General features: G+C 65.1%; 21 protein-coding genes. 4 read left to right on the forward strand and 17 right to left on the reverse strand.

Annotated elements, in window-relative coordinates; all coding sequences use genetic code 11:
* Positions 1-33: 33 nt before the first annotated feature.
* The 14 genes from AC51GR_RS00095 to AC51GR_RS00160 form a co-directional block, all read right to left on the reverse strand.
* On the reverse strand, positions 34-1,050 hold the full coding sequence (locus AC51GR_RS00095; RefSeq protein WP_496322592.1) for an MBL fold metallo-hydrolase: 1,017 nt from the start codon (positions 1,048-1,050) through the stop codon (positions 34-36).
* 10 nt (positions 1,051-1,060) lie between these two features.
* On the reverse strand, positions 1,061-1,396 hold the full coding sequence (locus tag AC51GR_RS00100) for an EthD family reductase (RefSeq protein WP_496322593.1): 336 nt from the start codon (positions 1,394-1,396) through the stop codon (positions 1,061-1,063).
* Between the two features lie 69 nt (positions 1,397-1,465).
* A complete protein-coding gene (locus tag AC51GR_RS00105; RefSeq protein WP_496322594.1) occupies positions 1,466-2,089 on the reverse strand; it encodes a TetR/AcrR family transcriptional regulator in 624 nt (207 codons plus the stop codon).
* A 48-nt stretch (positions 2,090-2,137) separates the two neighbouring features.
* Entirely contained in the window at positions 2,138-3,649 is a 1,512-nt protein-coding gene (locus AC51GR_RS00110) for a class I adenylate-forming enzyme family protein (protein ID WP_496322595.1), read from the reverse strand.
* 48 nt (positions 3,650-3,697) lie between these two features.
* Positions 3,698-4,747 (reverse strand): NAD(P)-dependent alcohol dehydrogenase, encoded by a 1,050-nt coding sequence (locus AC51GR_RS00115; RefSeq protein ID WP_496322596.1) that lies wholly within the window; start codon positions 4,745-4,747, stop codon positions 3,698-3,700.
* Entirely contained in the window at positions 4,747-5,535 is a 789-nt protein-coding gene (locus tag AC51GR_RS00120; protein ID WP_496322597.1) for an SDR family NAD(P)-dependent oxidoreductase, read from the reverse strand. Before AC51GR_RS00120 ends, AC51GR_RS00115 begins: the two co-directional genes overlap by 1 nt.
* A 34-nt stretch (positions 5,536-5,569) precedes the next feature.
* Positions 5,570-6,328: an SDR family NAD(P)-dependent oxidoreductase gene (locus AC51GR_RS00125; RefSeq protein WP_496322598.1), complete on the reverse strand. Its 759-nt coding sequence runs from the start codon at positions 6,326-6,328 to the stop codon at positions 5,570-5,572.
* On the reverse strand, positions 6,325-7,527 hold the full coding sequence (locus tag AC51GR_RS00130) for an acyl-CoA dehydrogenase family protein (protein WP_496322599.1): 1,203 nt from the start codon (positions 7,525-7,527) through the stop codon (positions 6,325-6,327). The genes AC51GR_RS00125 and AC51GR_RS00130 overlap by 4 nt, the downstream gene beginning before the upstream one ends.
* Positions 7,528-7,556: 29 nt before the next feature.
* Entirely contained in the window at positions 7,557-8,534 is a 978-nt protein-coding gene (locus AC51GR_RS00135) for a phosphotransferase family protein (RefSeq protein WP_496322600.1), read from the reverse strand.
* Complete coding sequence (locus tag AC51GR_RS00140) at positions 8,531-9,739, reverse strand: acyl-CoA dehydrogenase family protein (protein WP_496322601.1); 1,209 nt, start codon at positions 9,737-9,739, stop codon at positions 8,531-8,533. Before AC51GR_RS00140 ends, AC51GR_RS00135 begins: the two co-directional genes overlap by 4 nt.
* A gap of 29 nt (positions 9,740-9,768) precedes the next feature.
* Positions 9,769-10,920: a thiolase family protein gene (locus AC51GR_RS00145; protein WP_496322602.1), complete on the reverse strand. Its 1,152-nt coding sequence runs from the start codon at positions 10,918-10,920 to the stop codon at positions 9,769-9,771.
* Positions 10,917-11,315, reverse strand: a complete 399-nt coding sequence (locus AC51GR_RS00150; RefSeq protein WP_496322603.1) for a Zn-ribbon domain-containing OB-fold protein — start codon at positions 11,313-11,315, stop codon at positions 10,917-10,919. The genes AC51GR_RS00145 and AC51GR_RS00150 overlap by 4 nt, the downstream gene beginning before the upstream one ends.
* 34 nt (positions 11,316-11,349) lie before the next feature.
* On the reverse strand, positions 11,350-12,138 hold the full coding sequence (locus AC51GR_RS00155) for an enoyl-CoA hydratase/isomerase family protein (protein WP_496322604.1): 789 nt from the start codon (positions 12,136-12,138) through the stop codon (positions 11,350-11,352).
* A 95-nt stretch (positions 12,139-12,233) separates the two neighbouring features.
* Positions 12,234-13,376 carry an acyl-CoA dehydrogenase family protein gene (locus AC51GR_RS00160; RefSeq protein WP_496322605.1) on the reverse strand — a complete coding sequence of 381 codons (1,143 nt, stop codon included), beginning with the start codon at positions 13,374-13,376 and terminating at the stop codon, positions 12,234-12,236.
* Positions 13,377-13,470: 94 nt separating this feature from the next.
* On the opposite strand from AC51GR_RS00160, the gene AC51GR_RS00165 reads away from it, so the two are divergent.
* Both AC51GR_RS00165 and AC51GR_RS00170 read left to right on the forward strand, forming a co-directional pair.
* On the forward strand, positions 13,471-13,848 hold the full coding sequence (locus AC51GR_RS00165; RefSeq protein ID WP_496322606.1) for a nuclear transport factor 2 family protein: 378 nt from the start codon (positions 13,471-13,473) through the stop codon (positions 13,846-13,848).
* A 3-nt stretch (positions 13,849-13,851) separates the two neighbouring features.
* Positions 13,852-14,226, forward strand: a complete 375-nt coding sequence (locus AC51GR_RS00170; protein WP_496322607.1) for a hypothetical protein — start codon at positions 13,852-13,854, stop codon at positions 14,224-14,226.
* 123 nt (positions 14,227-14,349) lie between these two features.
* Here AC51GR_RS00170 and AC51GR_RS00175 read toward each other — a convergent pair whose 3' ends face one another.
* Both AC51GR_RS00175 and AC51GR_RS00180 read right to left on the reverse strand, forming a co-directional pair.
* The gene (locus tag AC51GR_RS00175) at positions 14,350-15,342 is read right to left on the reverse strand and encodes an adenylate/guanylate cyclase domain-containing protein (RefSeq protein WP_496322608.1); all 993 of its coding nucleotides are present in this window, start codon (positions 15,340-15,342) and stop codon (positions 14,350-14,352) included.
* Positions 15,339-16,577 (reverse strand): TetR/AcrR family transcriptional regulator, encoded by a 1,239-nt coding sequence (locus AC51GR_RS00180; RefSeq protein ID WP_496322609.1) that lies wholly within the window; start codon positions 16,575-16,577, stop codon positions 15,339-15,341. The genes AC51GR_RS00175 and AC51GR_RS00180 overlap by 4 nt, the downstream gene beginning before the upstream one ends.
* Positions 16,578-16,725: 148 nt before the next feature.
* On the opposite strand from AC51GR_RS00180, the gene AC51GR_RS00185 reads away from it, so the two are divergent.
* Both AC51GR_RS00185 and AC51GR_RS00190 read left to right on the forward strand, forming a co-directional pair.
* The gene (locus AC51GR_RS00185) at positions 16,726-17,934 is read left to right on the forward strand and encodes an acetyl-CoA C-acetyltransferase (RefSeq protein WP_496322610.1); all 1,209 of its coding nucleotides are present in this window, start codon (positions 16,726-16,728) and stop codon (positions 17,932-17,934) included.
* Positions 17,935-17,994: 60 nt separating this feature from the next.
* On the forward strand, positions 17,995-20,172 hold the full coding sequence (locus tag AC51GR_RS00190) for a 3-hydroxyacyl-CoA dehydrogenase NAD-binding domain-containing protein (RefSeq protein ID WP_496322611.1): 2,178 nt from the start codon (positions 17,995-17,997) through the stop codon (positions 20,170-20,172).
* An 82-nt stretch (positions 20,173-20,254) separates the two neighbouring features.
* On the opposite strand, the gene AC51GR_RS00195 is transcribed toward AC51GR_RS00190, so the two are convergent.
* A complete protein-coding gene (locus tag AC51GR_RS00195; protein ID WP_496322612.1) occupies positions 20,255-21,031 on the reverse strand; it encodes an SGNH/GDSL hydrolase family protein in 777 nt (258 codons plus the stop codon).
* Positions 21,032-21,045 lie beyond the last annotated feature (14 nt).

The raw sequence follows: 21,045 nt of genomic DNA on the forward strand, positions 1-21,045 counted from the left end.
GGGCATCGCTGTAGGGGATGACTATGGTGAGAATCAGGAACCGCTGAAGAGATCCACACCGTTGTCGGTGGTCACCGTCAGCAGATCGCGGTCGACCAGTACGTCGAGATGGGCGAGGGTCTCGCACGTGGCGACCATCTGATTGAACGAATCCAGCTCGGCGAATCTGCGGTCGCGACGCGTCCAGGTCAGTGCCCGGGCGACCCGAAGGCCAGTGCTCGGACCCAATTCGATTACGGCACTGCGGGTCTGCTCGAGTCGGCGATCATGATGGGCCAGCAGTTCCAGGCAGCGGGCGTGTACGTCGCCGCCGACCGGTCCGTGCGCGGGCGCCATGGTGCTCTCGGGGTGGTCGAGGAGCATTGTCAGCGACTGCAGATACCGGCCCAGAGGGAGTTCCCAGTCGCCGAGTTCGAAGCCGATGGACGGCGTGATGGTCGGCAGAACGTGGTCTCCGGTGTAACAGAGACCTCGATCGATGTCGTGAAAGATCAGGTGGCCCTTAGTGTGTCCGGGAGTGTGCACCGCAACGATGGAATGTCCGGGGATGTCGATCGGCCCGGGGGAGAGCCAGTTGTCCGGCAGTTCCCAATCGCCGGCGAAAAACGGTTCGTCGATCGAACTGCGGTAGGCCTGCTCGGCGATGGCCGTGTCACCGGCTCGGTGCAACTCGCGGATCGAACTCTCCGGGACGTTGCTGCCCAGCCGGGCGATCGCCTCGATACCGGGTGCCTCTGCGCGACCCAGATGAACCCGAGATCCATGGCGGCGGCGCAGTTCTACGGCAAAGGTGTAGTGATCGCGGTGCACATGGGTGACGTAGACGTCGTGGATGTCCGCCGGTGTGCGCCCGATCCGGGCGAGTGCGGCGGAGAGCTCATCGTGGGTCGAAGGCCGGTGCCAGCCACCGTCGATCAGGGCGATCCCGTTGCTGGTCTCCAGGGCGTACACATTGATCGCCCGCAACCCGTCCTGCGGCATCTGCAGCGGAATGCGGTGCACGCCATCGGTGACCTGTGTGCACCCGGCCTCGGCCCAACCGGCGCTCATGCTCCGGCGGTCATTCCGCGCCGGTGGCGAGTGGGACCATCGTCTTCTCGTCGCCGTACCACATCATCCGTCGACCACCCATGGTGCCGACGTGGTCGACGGCGGCCTGCCACTGTGGACTCGCAAGGGCGGTTTCGAGGGCTTCTCGCGATTCAAAGCTCAAGACGGACAGGCCATCCCAGCCTTCCGAGCGGCCACCGAACGATTCGAGCAGCTCGGTGTGCTGCCAGCGCAGCAACCCCGGCAGTGGATAGGTGACCTCAGCGTGTTCGCCCCGCCACCACGTCATGAACTGCTCATGCGTCCAGTCGGTCGGTCGCGCTGCGATGAGGATCAAGTTGTACATCGAATCTCCTAAGTGAATTCAGTTCATTACGCTCGGCCGACCGAAGAACGGCGCCGAGCGAAGGTGTGATTACTTACTGACGACCCGGACGGCGGCCTCGGTGACCAACGTGGTGATCTCGTCGAGCGTGATCTTGCCGCCGGGCCGATACCAGCGCCAGATGCTGATGACCAGGGCGAGCACGAGGCGGCCCAACAGATGTGGGTCTGAATCGACGAAGTCCCCGGACTTGATGCCCCGGGCGATCAGCTCGGTCCAATCGTGCTCGATCTTGCCGACGAGTTCACGCGATCGGAGGCGTTCGTCCTCTTCTTTGACGGACTGGCGCTCGGTGGCGAGCAGATCCATGTGGTTCTGCAGGATTCGGCGCTGGGAGGCCTCGGTGGGGGATGCCTCCAGCGATGCCGCAACCGCCGCGCGCAGTGCCTCCACCGGATCGGTCACGCCTGCGGTGGCGGCGGTGAACCGTTCGGCCGACTCGGCCAACTCGAGGCGCATGATCGTCAGCAGGCAGTGCGCTTTGGACTCGAAGTAGTGGTAGAGCGCGGTCTGGCCGATACCTACTTCGTCGGCAATCGACGCCCATTTGGTGTGTTCGTAGCCGACTTTGCCGAACTGGTCGATCGCCACCGATAGGATCAGGGTTCGTTTGGATCGCGGACTCTCGCGACGAACCTCGGTATCAGTGGTCATTGGGCCCCCTGGGGTCTGGCATGTACACGTGTCTTCTGACTCTACCTCTCACTGAGGTGAATTAGGGTCAATTTTTGATGCGAGACCGGTGGCCAGACTCACCGCATCCGGTCGCGACAGCTTGCCCACGCGGTTCTGGGGCAAATCGTCGACCGTGAAGAGGTATTCGGGCCACTTGAACTTCGGGAAGTCGGCGGCCGCGAGCTGCTGCGTCGCGGATTCCAGGGTGAGTTGCTCGCCCTGGGTGACCACCAGTGCGGCCCCGCGCTCGCCGAGCATGTCGTCGGGGACCGGGACCACACATACCTGGACGACACCGGGTAGTCCGGCGATGGCCGACTCCATCTCGTTGATGTCGATGTTGCGGCCACCGCGGATGATGATCTGTTTCTGGCGGCCCATCACCGCGATGGTGCCGTCGTCGCCGACCTCGACCAGGTCGCCGGTGGGCAGGAATCCGTCGGGAGTCAGCGCGGGTGCAACCGGGCTGCCGCCGCGGGCGTAACCGATGAACATGGACGGCCCCTTGACCTGGGCGTCACCGATCTCGCCGGCGGGCACCGGGACACCGGTGGTGTCGACGGCCCGCACCGTGGTGCCGGGAAACGGGCGGCCGTCGCGTCCGAGTCGGATCGCTGGGGGATCATCGAGCGCAGGGGTGGTGTGACCCAGGCATTCCGACATCCCGAAGACCCGCAGGAACACCGTTCCCAGTGTGGTCTCGGCGTTTTCGAGGGCGCGCTCGTTCATGGGTCCGCCGCCCACGGTCAGCGCCCGCATGTTCGAGAGCCGGCCCTGCGAACCCTCGGTCACCGACAGTTGCAGTGCCATGGTCGGGACCAGCATCGTCCAGGCGACACGGTGTTTTTCCATCGCGTCGACCGCTGCGGCGGGTGACCACTTCCCGATCGTGACAAGGGAACCGCCGAGATACGCCGGTAGGTACATGCCGAAGCAGAAAGCCGCCACCGATGACAGTGGGACAAACGCGCCGATGGCCTCGCCTGACCGCAGTCCGACGGTGTCGATCGTGCTCTGACAGGCGTAACGGATGGCATCTTCTGACTGCACAACACATTTGGGTCGCCCGGTCGAACCAGAGGTCATCGCGATTGCGGTGCCTCCCTGCCAACGGTCGATGTCCCCGAAACCGTTTGCGCCCGAACGCAGCAGACGGGTGTCGAAGGCCTGTACCGAGTTGCTGAACCGCTCGGTGTCCACGCCCCAATGAGCCAGCGATGCCGGGTCGCCGACAACGATGTCGGGTGCGATGTCTTCCAGGGCCAGGTCGAACTCGGATTCGGTTGCGTGCGGGCTGAAGACGGCGACCAGACCGCCCCGCATCCCGACGGCCAGCGCGGTGGCCAGGGTCTGCCAGGTGTTGTCGGCCTGGATGAGTGCGGTCGGCGGCGCCTCGTCGATGGCGGCGATGCGGTCGGCCAGTTCACGAGCAGCGTCGACCACCGTCTTGAGGCTGTGGCTGCCGTGTTCGTCGATGACGGCGATGGATTCCGGATCGGTCTGGGCCCTGGCGACCATTTCCTGTGCAAGTTTTTTCACTGCGCTGTCTCTTTCGGGTTGCTGTCTTGTGTCGCGTGCAGGGGGAGCTCAGAGCCCGGGGACCAGAACTCCTCGGCCGGCGAAGGCGCCGGAACGTAGTTGTCGGTAGGCCTCGGGGATGTCTGCGAAACCGAAGCTCGTCACCTCGGAGTGCAGGGTGCCCGCCTGTGCCAACGAGACCACCTCACGCAGATCTGCGGTCGTCCCCCAGAACGGGGCATTGATCTGCCAACCGCTGGGCATACCAAGGTCTTTGCCGACGGCCAGCCGACCACCGGCGGTGCCGACGACGACAATCCGTCCGCCCGGGCCGAGCAGTGCCGGTGCCGGGCCGATGGTGGCCGGCGCGCCGACGAAGTCGAAGATCACGTCGGCGCCGCCCAGTGCGATGATGTCGGCGGCGGCGTCGTCGAGGCTCACGTGGCAGGTCCGGGCGCCCAATTCGATTGCCAGGTCATGAGCTTGGGCACGATTGTCGACCGCGGTGATGTGCCGGACCCCGAACGCCCGCAGGATCTGCACCGCCAGGTGACCGAGTCCACCGATTCCGACAACCACGGCAACGGTCTCGCTGTCGATCAGATCCCTGTGCGTGCGAATTGCGTGGTAGGCGGTCAGCCCGGCGTCGGCCAGGGGCGCGGCCTGTTGCGTGGGCAGGGGTCCGGTGGGGACGAGTACATCGGCGGAAGGGACCAGCATGAGTTCTGCGAGCCCGCCGGGGCGACCGAGGCCGTTGCCGATCGGGGAAAGCCGACCGTCCGGACGGGGCGCGAGGTCGAGGCAATAGTTCTGCCGCCCGCGCCGGCAGTTGCGGCAGGCCCGGCAGGACCAGATGCCGTGTACGACGACGTCTTTGCCGAGCAGGGTGTGGTCGCCGTCCGGTCCGGTGTCGACGACGGTCCCGGCCACCTCGTGTCCGAGCGTCAGCGGAAGCGGGTAATCGAAGCGGTCGGTGGGGGAATCCATGACACTGAGGTCGGAGCGGCACAATCCGGCCGCCCCGACCTTGATCAGGAGTTGTTCACCGGTCGGTGCCGGGTCGTCGATCTCACGGACCACCGGCGGTCGGCCCCATTCGGTGAGCTGAACGGCCAACATCAGCGGGCGGTCCAGCCGCCGTCGACGATCAGGGTCTGCCCGGTCATGTACGAGGAGGCGTCCGAGGCCAGGAAGAGCACGGCGCCGTTGATCTCACCGTCGGTACCGCCTCGACCGAGCATGGTGTTGCGACGGACCCAGCCGGCGGACTTGTCGTTGCTGAACAGGCCATCGGTCATCTCGGTATCAAACCAGCCGGGCACGACCGCATTGACGCGGATACCCCGACGACCCCATTGCCCTGCGAGTTCGCGGGTGAGTCCGAGAGTGCCCGCCTTCGACGCGGCATAGCTGGCGCCGCCGATCGGAGCGGTGGACACCAGCCCGATCACCGACGAGATGTTGATGTACGAGGCCGTTTCGCCCTCCGACAGGCGGGTGGACGCGTACGTCGCGAGATGAAAACCCGCGACGAGGTTGACCTCGAGGATTGAGTTGAACCCGTCGGCCGTTTCGTCTTCGGCATTCGGTGGTCCGGGCATACCCGCATTGTTCACCAGGATGTCGAGGCGACCGGAGTTGTTGTAGGCCTCATCGACGAGGGCCCTGCGGTCGTTGTCGTCGGTGACGTCGCAGCGGACCGGGACGATGCCGGGTACCTCGTCGGCCAGTGCGTTGAGCCGGTCGAGCCGGCGGGCCGCGGCATACACCGTCGCACCGGCGCCCGCGAGTGTCCGGGCGAAACCGAGTCCGAGTCCGGACGAGGCGCCGGTGACGATCGCGGCGCGACCGGACAGCCCGAACATCGAGGACAGCGTCGAGTCCGATCCAGAGGTGTTGTCAGTCATCACTTCTCCCGTGCTTCACAGTTCGACGTCGGCATCAGTAGACCGCGGTTCGGCCACCATCGACGGGGATGATGGCTCCGGTCGTGTAACCGGCTGCGTCAGAGGCCAGATGGGTCACCATGCCGGCGATCTCCACCGGCAACCCCAGTCGGCCGGCGGGCAGGCGATCGACGATCTTTCCGATGAACTCGTCATCCCAGTTCTCGGCCATGTCGGTGGCGAAACCGCCTGGCATCACGCAGTTCACCCGCACGGTGGGGCCGTACTCCTGCGCGAACGCCCGGGTCAGGGCATTGAGACCGTTCTTGGCCGCGGCGTACATGGCCTCGGGAGGACTGGGGCGTTCGGCGCCGATGCTCGAGATGTTGATGATCGATCCGCCACCGGCCTTGACCATGCGCTCACCGGCCACGGCCATCAGTCGGAACGGACCCTTGAGATTGACCTCGATCGTCTTGTCCCACAGCCCTTCGGTGACCGAGACGAGGTTCTCGGCCAGCGGCGCGATACCGGCGTTGTTGACGAGGATATCGAGGCTGCCGAACTGCTCGATGATCTGATCGACCGCCGGCTCGATGCTCTCCCACCTGCCCACGTGCAGGGCGAAGGGATGTGCGGTGCCCGGCCCGCTGTCGGCGAGTGAGGCAACGGCTGCTTCGCAGGCCTCGATCTTGCGGCTGGACACGATCACGGTGGCCCCGGCCTCGAGGAGGCCCTTGGCGATGGCAAGTCCCAGACCGCGGCTGGCGCCGGTGACCAGGGCGACCTTGCCGGTCAGGTCCGATGTGCTCATTTGTGCTTCTTCACTTCCAGGCGTGCGATGGTCCGCAGGTGAACTTCGTTGGGGCCGTCTGCGATCTGCAGCGCACGGGTGATGGCATGCAGGCGGGCGAGGATGGTGTCGTCGCTGACGCCGGCGGCACCGTACGTCTGCACGGCGCGGTTGACCACGTTGTGCGCCACCTCCATGGCGGAGACCTTGATCGCCGCGACCTCTGAGCGGGCCGACGCATTGCCCTTGGTGTCCATCAACCACGCGGACTTGAGGACGAGCAGACGGATCTGGTCGATCTCGATGCGGCTGCGCGCAATCCACTCGCGGACGACGCCCTGATCTGACAGCGGCCCGCCAAAGGCGATGCGCTCCAACGACCGTTTGCACATCATGTCCAACGCGCGTTCGGCCATACCGATCGCCCGCATGGCGTAGTGCATCCGGCCGGGTCCGAGTCGTCCCTGGGCGATGGCGAAACCATCACCCTCGGCACCGAGCATGTTGCCGGCCGGCACCCGGACATCGGTGAACTGGACCTCGCCGTGTCCGAGGCGATCCTTGAATCCGAACATCGGCAGATCGCGCAGGACTTCGATGCCGGGGGCGTCGGCGGGCACCAGGATCATGCTCTGCTGGCGGTACGTCGGACCTTCGGGATCGGACTTTCCCATGAAGATGATGAGCTTGCAGTCCGGGTCCATGACGCCGGAGGTGTACCACTTACGGCCGTTCAGGATGTACTCGTCGCCGTCACGGGTGATGGTCGAGGTGATGTTGGTGGCATCCGAGCTCGCGACAAACGGCTCTGTCATCGCAAATGCCGAACGGATGCTGCAGTCCAGCAACGGCTTGAGCCACTGCGCTTTCTGCTCCTCGGTGCCGAACATGGCCAGGATCTCCATGTTGCCGGTGTCGGGGGCCGAACAGTTGATGGTCTCGTTGCCGATGATGGAGCGTCCGACGATCTCGGCCAGGGGTGCGTATTCGAGGTTGGTGAGTCCGGCTCCCAGGTTGTCGTGGCACATGAACAGGTTCCACAGTCCCTGTTCGCGGGCGATGGCCTGCAGGTCGCGCATGATCTGCGGTTGCTCGTGCGGGTTCTCGTTGGCCGCGATCTGCTCGTCGTACACCTTCTCGGCGGGGTAGACGTGCTCGGCCATGAAGGATTCGAGCTTGTCTTTGAGTTCCTCGGTGCGGGCGGAATAGGCGAAATCCACGGTGACTCCTGTGGTTTGGGGGTGTGCGCCTACCGGCGCAGCAGGGCGGTGCCGGTCTCGATCAGTCTGTTGATCGTGGCCGGGAGTTTCTCTTGGTCGGGGTCGTGGTGGCGTCCCTCGCGATGGCGGCGCAGGTTGTGGCCCATGATCGCGGCCATCTTCAGCCGGCCAAGGGCGTTGAACCAGTTCTGATCCGGCAGATCCGAGGATCCTCCGGTGTAGAGCGACATCAGCTCGTCTTCGCTGGGCAGACCGGGGACCTCTCGTCCCACCTCGGGGAAGTTGCTGCCGTCGGCGAAGACCAGGAACCAGCCCAATTCGACGCGCGGATCGCCGGCACTCCAGATCTCCCAGTCGATCAGGGCGACCGGTTCGAGTCCCTGCGACATGATGTTGCCGAGGCGGTAGTCGCCGTGCACGAGGGTGGGTGTGATGGGCTCGGGGATATCGGCTTCGAGCAACGCGAGCAGCTCGGCACCGCCGACCACGAGCTCCGGTGGGACTGCGCCCAAGGTCCGCGCCCAGCGTGCCAGTTCGTCTGCGGGGGAGAGTGGTTCGGCCAGTCCGGGTATCGTTGCGAGGTCGACCGCGTGCAGGAGAGGGAGTACTTCAGCAGCGCGGCGCATGCGGGCGGCGGCGAGTTCGGGTTCCACCGCCGGATCGTCGAGCACCGGTTCGAGTGATTCGCCTGCGACGAACTCCATCGCGAACCAGGCCGGTTCGGTCTCGTCGACCGTGACGATGCGGGGTACGGGGACATCCGTGTCCTCCAGCGCCTTCAGGATTGTGGCCTGGCGCAGCATGTCATGGCGCCCGATCGAACGCTGACCTTCGGGAACCGCCTTGATCACCACGTCGGGGCCGGAGGTGCTGACGCGATAGGTCAGCCCGGAGTGTCCGCCGGGCAACACCTGGAAATCGACCATCGTCAGTCCGCAGTCGGACTGCAGCCGCTGTGCGACTCTGGATTTCAGATGCTGTCCCGTCCCTGTTTCTGGGGATGTCATGGTCGCGGCTCCCTCGGTAGGCCGAGCACCCGCTCGGCGATGATGTTGTGCTGGATCTCGTCGGTGCCACCGGCGATCTTGTAGCCGGGGGCACCGAGTACGTGCTCACTCCAGGCGTATGTGCCCCATCGGCCGGAGTCGGAGGCGAGGTCCCGACCGAGCAGCATGCGGGCGACCTCGGAGGTCCGGGCCATCGTGTCGGTGGCAAGTAGCTTTCCGAGTGAGGCCTCCGGGCCGGGGTCGTTGCCGGCGACCACCGCGCCGGCCACGCGCATGTTGCTCACGCGCTGCAGGTAGCTCCGGGTCACCAGGTCGGCGACCTTGTCGCGCTCGATCTCGGTCAGTTGACGTCCCAGGTTCTGGGCCAGTGCCACAGCCTGATCGGCGTTGGCCAGCCCGAGGTTGCCGCCGTCGAGACGTTCGGCCGCCAGGACGGTGAGGGCGACCTGCCAGCCCTTTCCGACCGGGCCGAGCCGGTAGGTGTCGTCGAGGACAACGCCCTCGAGGTACACCTCGTTGAATGAGCTGCCGCCGGTCATCTGCCGGATCGGTCGGATGGTGACACCCTCGGCATCCATCGGGACCAGGAAGACGGTGAGGCCGGCATGCTTGGCGACGGTCGGATCGGTACGGCAAACCGCGACACCGAAGTCGGACACCGGTGCGCCCGAGGTCCAGACCTTGTGGCCGTCGATCTGCCACGAACCGTTCTCGTTCTGAACAGCTTTGGTGCGGACGGCGGCGAGGTCGGAACCGGCTTCGGTCTCGGAGAACAGCTGGCACGCGATGAGATCGGTGCGCAGCATCGCCCGCACGTAGCGTTCCTTCTGATCTTCGGTGCCCCACTGTGCAATCGTCGGCGCGACCAACTGCTGTGTCACCGAGAACATCTCGGTGCGACGGGGGATGTCGAAGGACTCTTCCGCGCGACGGAAGGCCAGGACGTAGGACAGCGGGAGATCGCGGCCGCCGTACTCGGCAGGCCAGTTCAAGGCGCCCCACCCGGCGTCGTACTTGAGCTTCTCGTAGGCCGAGATCTTGTCGGTGTGTTCGCGCTCCTGCGCGGCGGTCCAGTTCTCGAAGACGGCCACGGAGTCGGAGCCGGTTCCCCAGACCGTTTCGGTGCGGGTCGATGCCACGCTCTGCAGCCACGCGACGGCTTCGTCGGTGAAGGTGGCGAGGTCGGGGAGGGTTTGTGCTGTCACTGGATTACCTTCTGCGCCTGGGGGTCTTGTCAAACGGTCAGAACGGTGCAGGCGCTGATACCGGGAGCGCCGTACACGTGGGTGAAGCCGACTCGGGGAGTACCCGGCACCTGACGGGCGCCTGCCTCTCCGCGGAGCTGGGTGACGATTTCATGGACCTGCCGTAGGCCGGATGCCCCGATCGGCTCGCCGTTGGCGATACATCCGCCATCGGTGTTGATCGGTATCCGACCACCGATCTCGGTTGCGCCGGCTGCGATCAGTGCTTCCTGCTCGCCGGGTTCACAGAAACCGCATTCGGCCATGTGCATGATCTCGGCACCGCTCTCGGTGTCCTGCAACTGGGCGACGTCGACGTCCGCCGGGGTCAGCCCGGCCTGCTCAAATGCGGCCTTGGCGGCATCGGCGCTGACGCTGGTCGGTTCCCCGGTGCCCTGGACCGCGGGGCTGAAGACCTCGAACGATCCGAATCTCCTGGTGCGGTGCGTGATCGCCCGCAGATGTACCGGTGTGCGGTCGATCCGGGCGAGGGCCTCGGCGCTCGCGACGACGATGGCGGCCGCGCCCTCGCCGGGAGAACAGAACATGTAGCGCGTCAACGGATCGTTGACCATGTCGGCATTGGCGATGGTCTCGGCGGACATCGGTTCCCGGCGCCAGGCGTTGGGGTTGAGAGTTCCGTTGCGGTAGGCCTTTTCGGCCACCCGGGCCAGGGTGTCCGCGGAGATGTCGTACTTCCGCATATAACGCGAGATCTTGGCGCCGAAGAACTGGGTGGTGACCATGAGGCCGGCATCGCCATAACTCTCCGGCAGACCCCACTCTTCGGGGCGTGGGTCGAACGCGCCGCGGGGGTGTTTGTCGAAGCCGACCGCGAGTGCGATGTCGGCGGCGCCGGCCCGCACGGCGTTGACCGCGGAGAACAGTGCGCTGCCACCGGTGGCGCAGCCGTTCTTGACGTTGGTGAAAGGGATTCCGGTGAAGCCCAATTCGGCGACGAGGGTGTCGGCGAGGCCGGATCCGTCGCTGCCGCCGAACGCGACCTGCACATCGGGCCAGGTCAGTCCGGCATCGGCGAGCGCGCGATTGATCGCGGTGACGGCCATGTCGCGTCCGGTGACACCGGGCTGGCGTCCGAACTTGGAGAGTCCGGCTCCGACGATGGAAACAGGCTGTGTCACTGGGAAGCTCCTTGCGTGGTGAAGCGTCCGACCGCGAACCGGGGCACCGGTGAGCTTGCGATCAAGCTCACCGGAGCCCGGTCCAGTTCGGTGAAATCATCACAGTCGAGGATTGCCTCGACCTTGATGCCTTCAGGGAGTTCGACGTAGCCCACTGCGAAAGGTGTGAATCCCTCTGCAGGTGGGACATACGGCGGCGACTTGGGAGGGAAGCGCTGGATCGTGTACGCCCACACCACACCCTCGGTGCTCAGATCCAGTGGATCTGCGGTCGGGGTCACGCATCTGCTGCACATCGTGCTCGCCGGGAATCCGACGGTGCCACAGGTGGAGCATTTGCTGCCGCGGAGTACCGCGGCGGTGGAGGTTTCCGACGACGTCGACGCCTCGTCCATGTCTATCCCTTCGGGTTGAAGATCTGACGGAAGATCAGCGACCGACCCACTTGGGCTCGCGCTTTTCGAGGAATGCGGTGACGCCTTCCTTGCCGTCTTCGGACTGCAGGGCGTTGCCCACAGCGAGGTGTTCCATGACCATCAGCGACTGGATGTCGGCGTCGAGGCCCCGGTCGATGCACATCTTGGTGAGCTTCATCATGAACGGGCTCTTGTCGGTCAGAGTCGCGATGAAATCCTCGACGCGCTGGTCGAGCTGATCGGCCGGTGCCGAATCGTTGATCAGGTCGAAAGCGGAGGCTTCCTGACCCGAGAGCAGCTTGCCGGTGAGCATGAGCTCCTTGGTCTTGCGGATGCCGATCATGCGGGGCAGGCGGTAGATCGGGCCGGCGCCACCGAACAGTGCGCGACGGATGTGGAAGTCACCGATCTTGGCGTCGTCAGATGCGATTGCGAAGTCACACGAGATCATCAGCTCGAAGCCGCCTGCGGTGACGTAGCCCTCGAGGACTGCCACCGAGGGGGTGTTCATCGAGTAGAGGCGGTCACAGACCTTCGCCGAGAGCACGGCGACGTCCATCGCGGTCGTGCTGCCGATGAAGTCGGACAGTAGCTCATCGAGGTCGAAGCCCGAGCAGAAGGTGTTGTTGACGCCGCGCAGGACCAGAACCTTGAGGTTCGGATCGTTGTCGACCTCGACGATGATCTCGTCGAGACGATGCAGCAGTTCCACGGTGACCGCGTTCTTCTTGTGCGGGCGGTTCAGCCACACGCGGGCAACTTCGCCGTCTTTCTCCAACAGGATGTGATCAGTCTCGATCATGATTGAGCCTTTCTGTCGACCTTCAAAGTTGAACTGGATTCACTTCAGTATTGACCACGGAGATGCGTGGCGTCAATACCCAACCTGAACTGGGTTCAGATTCCGATCAGGTTGGCGATCCGGGCCCGGTGGGCGCGCGAATCTCCTTGTAGTGCTTCGTTTCCCATCGCCCGACGGAAATAGGAGTGGGCGGGGTGCTCCCACGTGAAGCCGACACCGCCATGGAGCTGGACGGCTTCTGCGGCCGCACCGATGGCGGCATCGGTGCAGACCGCCCCGGCCACCGCGATGGCCAGGCGGGCGCCGGCCGGGTCCGCGTCGTAGACCGCGGCGGCGTAGCGGCAGGCCGAGCGGGCACGTTCGAGCTCGCGCAGGACGTCGGCCAATCGGTGTTTGACGGCTTGGAACGACCCGATGGGTCGTCCGAACTGGTGTCGGGTCTGGACATACGCGACCGTCATTTCCAGCAGTGCGTCGACGATGCCGGTGTTCTCGCAGGCGAGCGCGAGCGTCGCGAGGTCCTGCAGCCGGGTGCGGATCTGATCATGATCGGCGGCGGTGGTCAGTGGGATCGCCGGAGACTCGCGCAGTGTGAGATCGGCCAGTCGCCGGGTCGGGTCGATGACCTCGCGACCGGATGCAGACAGGTGTTCGCCCGAGGTGGTGGCGAACAGTCGGCGGCCCGCGGTGGTGTCGGCGGACAGAATGATCACATCGGCGCCGGCGCCGCCGAGCACATGCGTCGCTGTGCCGGACAGTGTCCAGGTGTTGCCGTTCTCGTGGGCCCGGACGTCGTCGGTCTGGGCCGTCAGGGAGCTGACCGTCGCGATCGAGGTGCCGGCGAGGACGTTGTCGAGCAGTTCGGATGCAGCGTTGTCGGTGGTGGCCGACAGCAGTGCGGCCACACCCACGGCGGCGGAGGTGTAGACCGGCTCGCAGACCAGGCTGCGGCCACATTCTTCGAGGATGATCCCGAGTTCGACCATGCCGTAGCCCAGTCCGCCGCGCGCTTCGGGTACCGCCAGTGCGGTCACCGACATGTCGTCGACCAGTTGCTGCCACAGGGTGGACGAATAGCCGAGGGGGGAGTCGGCTGCGGCGCGCACCTGCTCGATGCTGCTGTGTTTGCCGAACAGGCCGCGGATCGCGTCCCGTAGCTCGGCCTGCTCGGTTCCGGGGGTCAGCGTGGAGGGCTCAGAGCGAGGCCAGGGTGCCTCGATGGCTGTGGATGTGGACATGTCGCTCCAATTGATGTGAGTTCAGTTCGTTTTGTTGTCACAGTAACGCGGCATGCTCTCGACAAGGAAGGGTTAACCGAACTAAGTTCATTTCATGAGTATCGAGATCGAGAAGTACTACGCCACCGTCGACAGCGGTCGCCTCGAGGATGCTGTCGCGATGCTGGCCGACGACGTCGAGTTCGCCATGGTCTTGCCCACCGGTATCAAGCACGACCGGGGTCGCGCGGTCATGCTCGGATATCTGCAGGGGCGTCCGCCGGTGGAACGCAAACACGTGGTCCAGCGGGTTGCCGTCGCAGATGACCTGCAATTCGCCCACGGTGCGGTCACCGACGACGGCGTGACAACCGGATTCTTCGTCGGTGTGATGCATCTCGGCGCCGACGGACTGGTCGACCGCTATCAGGTGTCGTTCGATGCCGAGTTCTCGCTGTTGCCGTCCGCTGTTCTGACTGTCGAAGGAGCCTGACCCATGACCGACACCGCCGTCGCCACCCCGATACTCGCCCAGTGGTTCGAATACATGGATTCGGACGACCCCGACCGGGTGCTGACCATGGTCACCGAGGACTTCGAGATGTCGGTGCAGTTCTCCAAAGGTGGTGGCCAGGCCGCGGAGTTCGTCGGCGACCACGCCGGTCTGATCGCCTACCTGGCCCAGCGGGAGAAGAGCGTCCTGATCCATCACATCGATGCGGGTTCCGTTGTGGGACAGGTGGAACTGGTCCTCGGGCGGACGGTGCGCGACGGCGGGTTCGAAGCGTCCTTCAACGCGTCGGCGCAGGTCGACGACGAAGGCAAGGTCCGGCGTCTGCTCATCTGCCGCACACCCGAGTTGCAGTTCTGACCCACGCCGTCGACCGTGCCGAAATCACCGTTGACCGTGCCGAAGTTGCACGTGCACAACCGATTTTGGCACGCTCGACAGTCGGTTGGGCACGCTCGACGGTGATATCGGCACGCTCGGCGGTCAGGTGGTGGGTCTGTCTTTCGGTTCCAGCTTCTTGTTCAGTTCCAGGGTGCGGGCCCGAAGTCGTTTGTAGCCACGGACATTCAGTGGTCCGATGGATTTGAAGAAGTAACGTTCGTGCTGGGCGGCCGATGCCAGTGTGGTGTCGACCAGGATGGTGCCGGGGCGAGCTGCACTGGTCAGCCGGGAGGCGATGTTGACGGGTTCTCCGAAGATGTCGCCGAGGCGGGTGAGAACGGTGCCCAGCGCCATCCCGACCCGGAGTGGCGGAAGATCGTGCTCAGCGGAAAGCAGTTGCAGGGCAAGGCCGATCTCGGCGGCGATGATCGGGTCCTCGACCTCGAACATGACCGCGTCACCGATGGTCTTCACCACGTGACCACCGCGCAGGGTGATCGTTTCGTAGGCGTTCGTCTCGAAGCGGTCGAGCAGATTGTCGAGTTCGGTCATGTCGAGCTGGCGCGAGAGGCTCGTGTATCCGACGATGTCGACGAATCCGATCGTGAGGGTGCGGTTCACCCCGTCGGTGGTGGCCAGGGCGTTCTGCAGCGCCGAGGCCAGATGCCGCCGCCAGACGAGCGTCTGCACCCGCTGTACCGCTTTCACCATCGTTGCCAGATCGAGGCTCTCCCTGCCGGATTCGGTGTCGGACCGGATCCGCTCGGCGATGTTGTGTGCCTCCCAGTCGGTCAGGCGTGACATGGTCTGGCCGAGGGCGCGGGCCATCGCCACCTCGAACTCGAGCGGTCGATCCGCGTCGACGGCGTGGATCAGTTGCAGGGCCTGCACATCATCGGCAGTGAAGAGCCGGTCGTCGCTGTTGTCGATCGTGAAACCGAATGCGGTCCAGACGCGGCGGGCGTGCTCTTCCGAGATGTTCAGGGCTGCGGACATGTCCTCGAGTGTGAAGAGCCGCTCACCACCGAGTAGATGCGTTTCGATCGATTCGGCGGTGATCCCGGCGCGGCCCGCGATATCCGGCGGCGGGGTCATGACGCGGATCGAACCGCGGCCACCGGGGTCTGCGGCAACCCGAGGACGCCCTTCATCAGGTAGGCCAGCAGCGCCGGCATCTCGGGACGAGTCCAGTTGCGCCGCAAGCGCATGGCGTCATTGGCGATGGTCAGTGCTGCGTGCACGGTCACTGCGGCCTCCGGGGTGGGAAGGTCGGTCTCGATCTGTTCGACCAGGTTGACCCAGCGTGCCACGTACCGGCGCTGATAGGTGATCAGATCACCATTGTCGAAGCTCTCGAGCACACTTCGGCTGTTGAAGGACACGGACAGATCGGGTGTTGCGGTGAGCACCTGGACGTAGGAGTCGATCAGGAGGCCGAGCAGTGTGGTCGGGTCCTGGGCCACCGAATAGGCGGCGATCGCGCTGGCCTCGAGTCGGTTGGCGCTGCGCTGGCTGATCCCGATCAGGATGGCCTGCTTGCTCGAGAAATGGTTGTAGACACTGGGTCCGGAGATCCCGACCGCCTCGCCGATCTCGTCGACACCGACGGCGGCGAAACCGCGGTGGGCGAACAGCGCCGCGGCGGCGTCGAGGATTTCGTCCCGTCGGCCGGAAGGCTCGGCCAGTGCCCTCGGCAGGGGTTCGATGGGCCGGGCCAGGCCCGGACTCAGTTCGACGACGCGGTCGACCAGTGCAACCAGTCGGGCCACCGCACGCGCGGTGGAGATGCGGGTGCGGTGGACCGACACGCTGCCGTTCACGCTGAGGATTGTCCAGGCGAGCTGGTCGATGTCGCGGGCGGACAGGTCGGTTCGATGCGAGAAGACCGCGCCGGACCACCGGTGCAGGACCTTGTGGGTCCGCCGGGCCACCTCGTCGTTCTGCTCGGGCGACAGGTGGGCCGACGACCAGCGCCACAGCGCCGCGGCATTCGGGTTGGTGACACCGAGAACACAGAGCTTCTCGATGGCCTTGTCGATGGGGACCTCCCCATCGACGGCCGGGGAGAGCGCGGTGTCGGTGCAGCTCTCGATCTCTTCGACACCGGCCATCACCGCGGCGAAGAGAATGGCTTGTTTGTCCGCGAAATGGCGGTAGATGGAGGGTCCGGTCACGCCGGCCGCCTTGGCGATGTCGGTCACCGACACATGGGCGTACCCGCGCGCGAGGAACAGCTCGGCCGCGCGGTCGACCAGTTGGCGTTTGCGGTCGGCGGGGCGACGAGTGCGGCTCGCGGTCCGGCCTGATCCGACATCGGGGTTTGCAGACATTGTGAATCAACCCTAGCGCATGGGCACACCCTTGAATGCATGTTTGTACTCGGGGTATGGTCAACTAAGTTACAGCGCGTTAGCCTTGTGATTGTTTCGGGCGGGCGCGACGAACAGCGCAGTTCATTCTTTGAAAGGAACCCCCAGCGTGACTGATGCATACATCTACGAGGCCATTCGTACGCCTCGTGGCAAGCAGCGGAAGGGCTCGCTGCACACCGTGAAGCCCGTCGACCTCGTGGTCGGCCTGATCAACGAACTCAAGGTTCGCTTCCCCGACATGGACCCCGCCGACATCAACGATGTCGTCCTGGGCATCGTGTCGCCGGTCGGCGAGCAGGGCGCCGTGCTCCCGCGTACCGCAGCACTCGTTGCCGGACTCCCCGAGACCGTCCCCGGAACCCAGGTCAACCGCTTCTGCGCCTCCGGCCTGGAAGCCACCAACCTCGCTGCCCAGAAGGTCGCCTCGGGCTGGGATGACCTGGTCATCGCCGGTGGTGTCGAGTCGATGTCCCGCGTGCCGATGGGCAGTGACGGCGGCGCGATGTTCACCGACCCCACCACCGTCTTCGACCTCTATATCGCCCCGCAGGGCATCGGTGCCGACCTGATCGCCACCCTCGAGGGCTTCTCGCGGGAAGACGTCGACGCCTACGCCGCCGAGTCGCAGCGCCGCGCCGAGGCCGCCTGGTCGGCCGGCTACTTCGCGAAGTCGGTTGTCCCGGTCAAGGACATCAATGGCGTCACCCTGCTCGATCACGACGAGCACCGCCGTCCCGGCAGCACCGTCGAGAGCCTCGGCCAGCTGAAGGCCGCTTTCGCGGGTCTGGCCGCCATGGGTGGCTTCGACGACGTCGCGCGACAGAAGTATGTCAACGTCGAGAAGATCGATCACGTTCACACCGGCGGCAACTCGTCGGGCATCGTCGACGGGGCAGCCCTGGTCCTGGTCGGCAGTGAGGCCGCGGGCAAGAAGGCCGGGATGGTTCCGCGTGCTCGCGTCGTCGCCACCGCTCAGACCGGCAGCGACCCCACGATCATGCTCACCGGACCCACCCCGGCCACCGAACTCGTCCTCAAGAAGGCCGGCCTGACCACCGACGACATCGACGTCTTCGAGCTCAACGAAGCGTTCGCATCCGTGGTCATGAAGTGGATGAAGGACCTGAAGATCCCGCACGAGAAGGTCAACGTCAACGGCGGCGCGATCGCCATGGGTCACCCCCTCGGTGCCACCGGCGCGATGATCCTCGGCACCTGCCTCGACGAACTCGAGCGCACCGGCGGCCGCTACGGCCTGGTCACCCTGTGCATCGGTGGCGGCATGGGTGTCGCGACCATCATCGAGCGCATCTGAATCAGCTGACGCTGGTATTGACAGGCTTCTTCCAAACCTTCACGAAAGAACCTTAAAGTTATGACTGACAACATGATTCGCTGGGAGCAAGACGGCGACGGCGTCGTTGTTCTCACCATGGACGACCCCAACCAGGGCGCGAACACGATGAACGACCTCTACGTTTCGTCGATGGCGGCCACCGTCGATCGCCTCGAGGCCGAAAAAGACAACATCACCGGTGTCGTCATCACTTCTGCGAAGAAGACCTTCTTCGCCGGCGGCGACCTCAAAGACATGACCTCGGACAAGAGTGGCATCGACAAGGTCGAGATCGCCACGCAGACCACCGACTACGCGAACGGCATCAAGGCCGTACTGCGCCGGCTCGAGACCCTGGGCAAGCCGGTTGTCGCCGCCATCAACGGTGCTGCACTCGGCGGTGGCCTCGAGATCGCGCTGCACGCCCATCACCGCATCGCGGCCGACGTCAAGGGCACCCAGATCGGCCTGCCCGAGGTGACCCTCGGCCTGCTGCCCGGTGGCGGTGGCGTCACCCGCACCGTGCGTCTGCTCGGTATCCAGAACGCGCTGATGAATGTTCTGTTGCAGGGCAACCGTTTCAGCCCCACCAAGGCCAAGGACACCGGTCTGGTCGACGAGGTCGTCTCCTCCGTCGACGAACTGCTCCCGGCCGCCAAGGCCTGGATCGCCGCCAATCCCGAAGCCGCACAGCCGTGGGACAAGAAGGGTTTCAAGATCCCCGGTGGCGCACCGACGAGTCCGGCTCTGGCGCAGTTGCTTCCGGCCATCCCGTCGCTGCTCCGTCAGCAGCTCAAGGGCGCACCGATGCCCGCGCCGCGCGCCATCATGGCCGCAGCCGTCGAAGGTGCGTATGTCGATGTCGATTCCGCCGATCTGATCGAGACCCGCTACTTCGTGTCCCTGGTGACCGGTCAGATCGCACAGAACATGATCAAGGCGTTCTTCTTCGACCTGAACTACATCAACGGCGGCGGTTCGCGTCCCGAGGGCTACGAGAAGTTCACCGCCAAGAAGGTCGGTGTCATCGGCGCCGGAATGATGGGCGCGGCCATCGCCTACGTATCCGCCAAGGCCGGTATCGAGGTCGTCCTCAAGGACATCAACATCGAAGCTGCCGAAAAGGGCAAGGCCTACTCGGTCAAGCTCGAGGAGAAGGCGCTCTCGCGTGGCAAGACCACAAAGGAGAAGTCCGACGCCCTGCTGGCGCGGATCACCCCGACCGTGGACGCGGCCGACTTCAAGGGTGTCGACCTGGTGATCGAGGCCGCATTCGAGTCGGTCGAGGTCAAGAAGCAGGTCTTCGGTGAGATCGAGGACATCGTCGAACCCGACGCCGTGCTCGGCTCGAACACCTCGACGCTGCCGATCACCATCCTGGCGGAGGGTGTCAAGCGGTCCGAGGACTTCATCGGCATCCACTTCTTCTCGCCGGTCGACAAGATGCCGCTGGTGGAGATCATCAAGGGCGCCAAGACCTCTGACGCGGTCCTGGCCAAGGTCATCGACTACACCCTGCAGATCCGCAAGACCCCGATCGTGGTCAACGACAGCCGCGGCTTCTTCACCTCGCGGGTCATCGGCACCTTCATCAACGAGGCCATCGCGGCCGTCGGCGAAGGCGTCGAGCCGGCGTTCATCGAGCAGGCGGGCGCACAGGCCGGTTACCCGGCACCGCCACTGCAGCTGATGGACGAGCTCACGCTCACACTGCCGCAGAAGATCCGCAAGGAGACCGAGAAGGCACTCGCAGCCGAGGGCAAGCCGGTTCCCCAGCATGGCTCGAATGCGGTGGTGGACAAGATGGTCGACGAGCTCGGTCGTCCGGGCCGCTCCGGTGGCAAGGGCTTCTACGAGTACGACGAGGCCGGCAAGCGCGTTCAGATCTGGCCCGGTCTGCGTGAGGCGTTCTCCTCGGGCAGCACCGAGATCCCGTTCGAGGACATGAAAGAGCGCATGCTCTTCGCCGAGGCCATCGAGACCGTCAAGTGCTTCGACGAGGGTGTCCTGACGTCGGTGCCCGACGCCAACATCGGCTCGATCTTCGGCATCGGCTTCCCCGCGTGGACCGGTGGCGTGATCCAGTACATCAACCAGTACGAGGGTGGACTGCAGGGCTTCGTCGATCGCGCCCGCGATCTGGCGAGCAAGTACGGCAGCCACTTCGAGCCGCCTGCCTCGCTTGTCGAGAAGGCAGCCAAGGGCGAGAAGTACTGAGCAGCACGCTGATCGGCGTGGTCTGAAGCCAAAGCCGCGGCCCGGTTCCTCCGAAAGGGGAACCGGGCCGCGGTTTTTCTTTTCAGATCGGCGGCGGTGGGATCACCGGCGACAGCTCGGGACGTTTGGCGCTCATCCCGTCGCCCGTCGAGACGCCGCGCAGTCGGCGGATCATCCACGGCACCAGGAAGGCCCGTGCCCACTGTGCCTCACGGATCGTCTTTTGCGCCAACGTCATCGGCTCGGCAGGAGCGAGCGAGACGCCCCACTCCGGGTCACTGCCGGGCAGGCCGAGCGCGTGGGCGGCGCCGGCGGCGAACCGCTCGTGCCCGAACGGCGAGGCGTGCAGTCGATCGAGTGACCAGGACCGGGTGTCGACCAGTACCGGTGCCTCGTGGAGATCGACCAGGATGAAGTCATAGGTGGCGGCGAACCCGCGCATCATCTCGTTCAATGCGAGCAGGCGGGGTTCGAGGCGTTTGGCGATCGGCACCGTCTTGGCCATGTTCGGATAGGTCGAGATGATCACCGTCGCCGACGTGGCGGCCAGCCGCGAGTAGATGTGGTCGAGATCGTGATGAACGTCGTCGAGCGTCGAACTCGCCAACACATCGTTCATCCCGAGCGGGGCGGCGATCAGGTCGGGAGACAGTGCGATCGCGGGCTCGAGCTGCGTATCGCGGATCTGGCGGGTGCGGCGTCCCCGTACCGCGAGGTTCGCGTAATGCAGGTCGGGGTTGGTCAGCGCGAGTTGTTCGGCGAGGCGATCCGCCCATCCGCGGTGGCCGGCGACGTCGTCACCGTCACCGATACCTTCGGTCTGGCTGTCACCGATGGCCACAAAACGAGAGAAATGCACCCAGGAAGTCTAAG

It is taken from the genome of Williamsia sp. z71 (assembly GCF_059553375.1).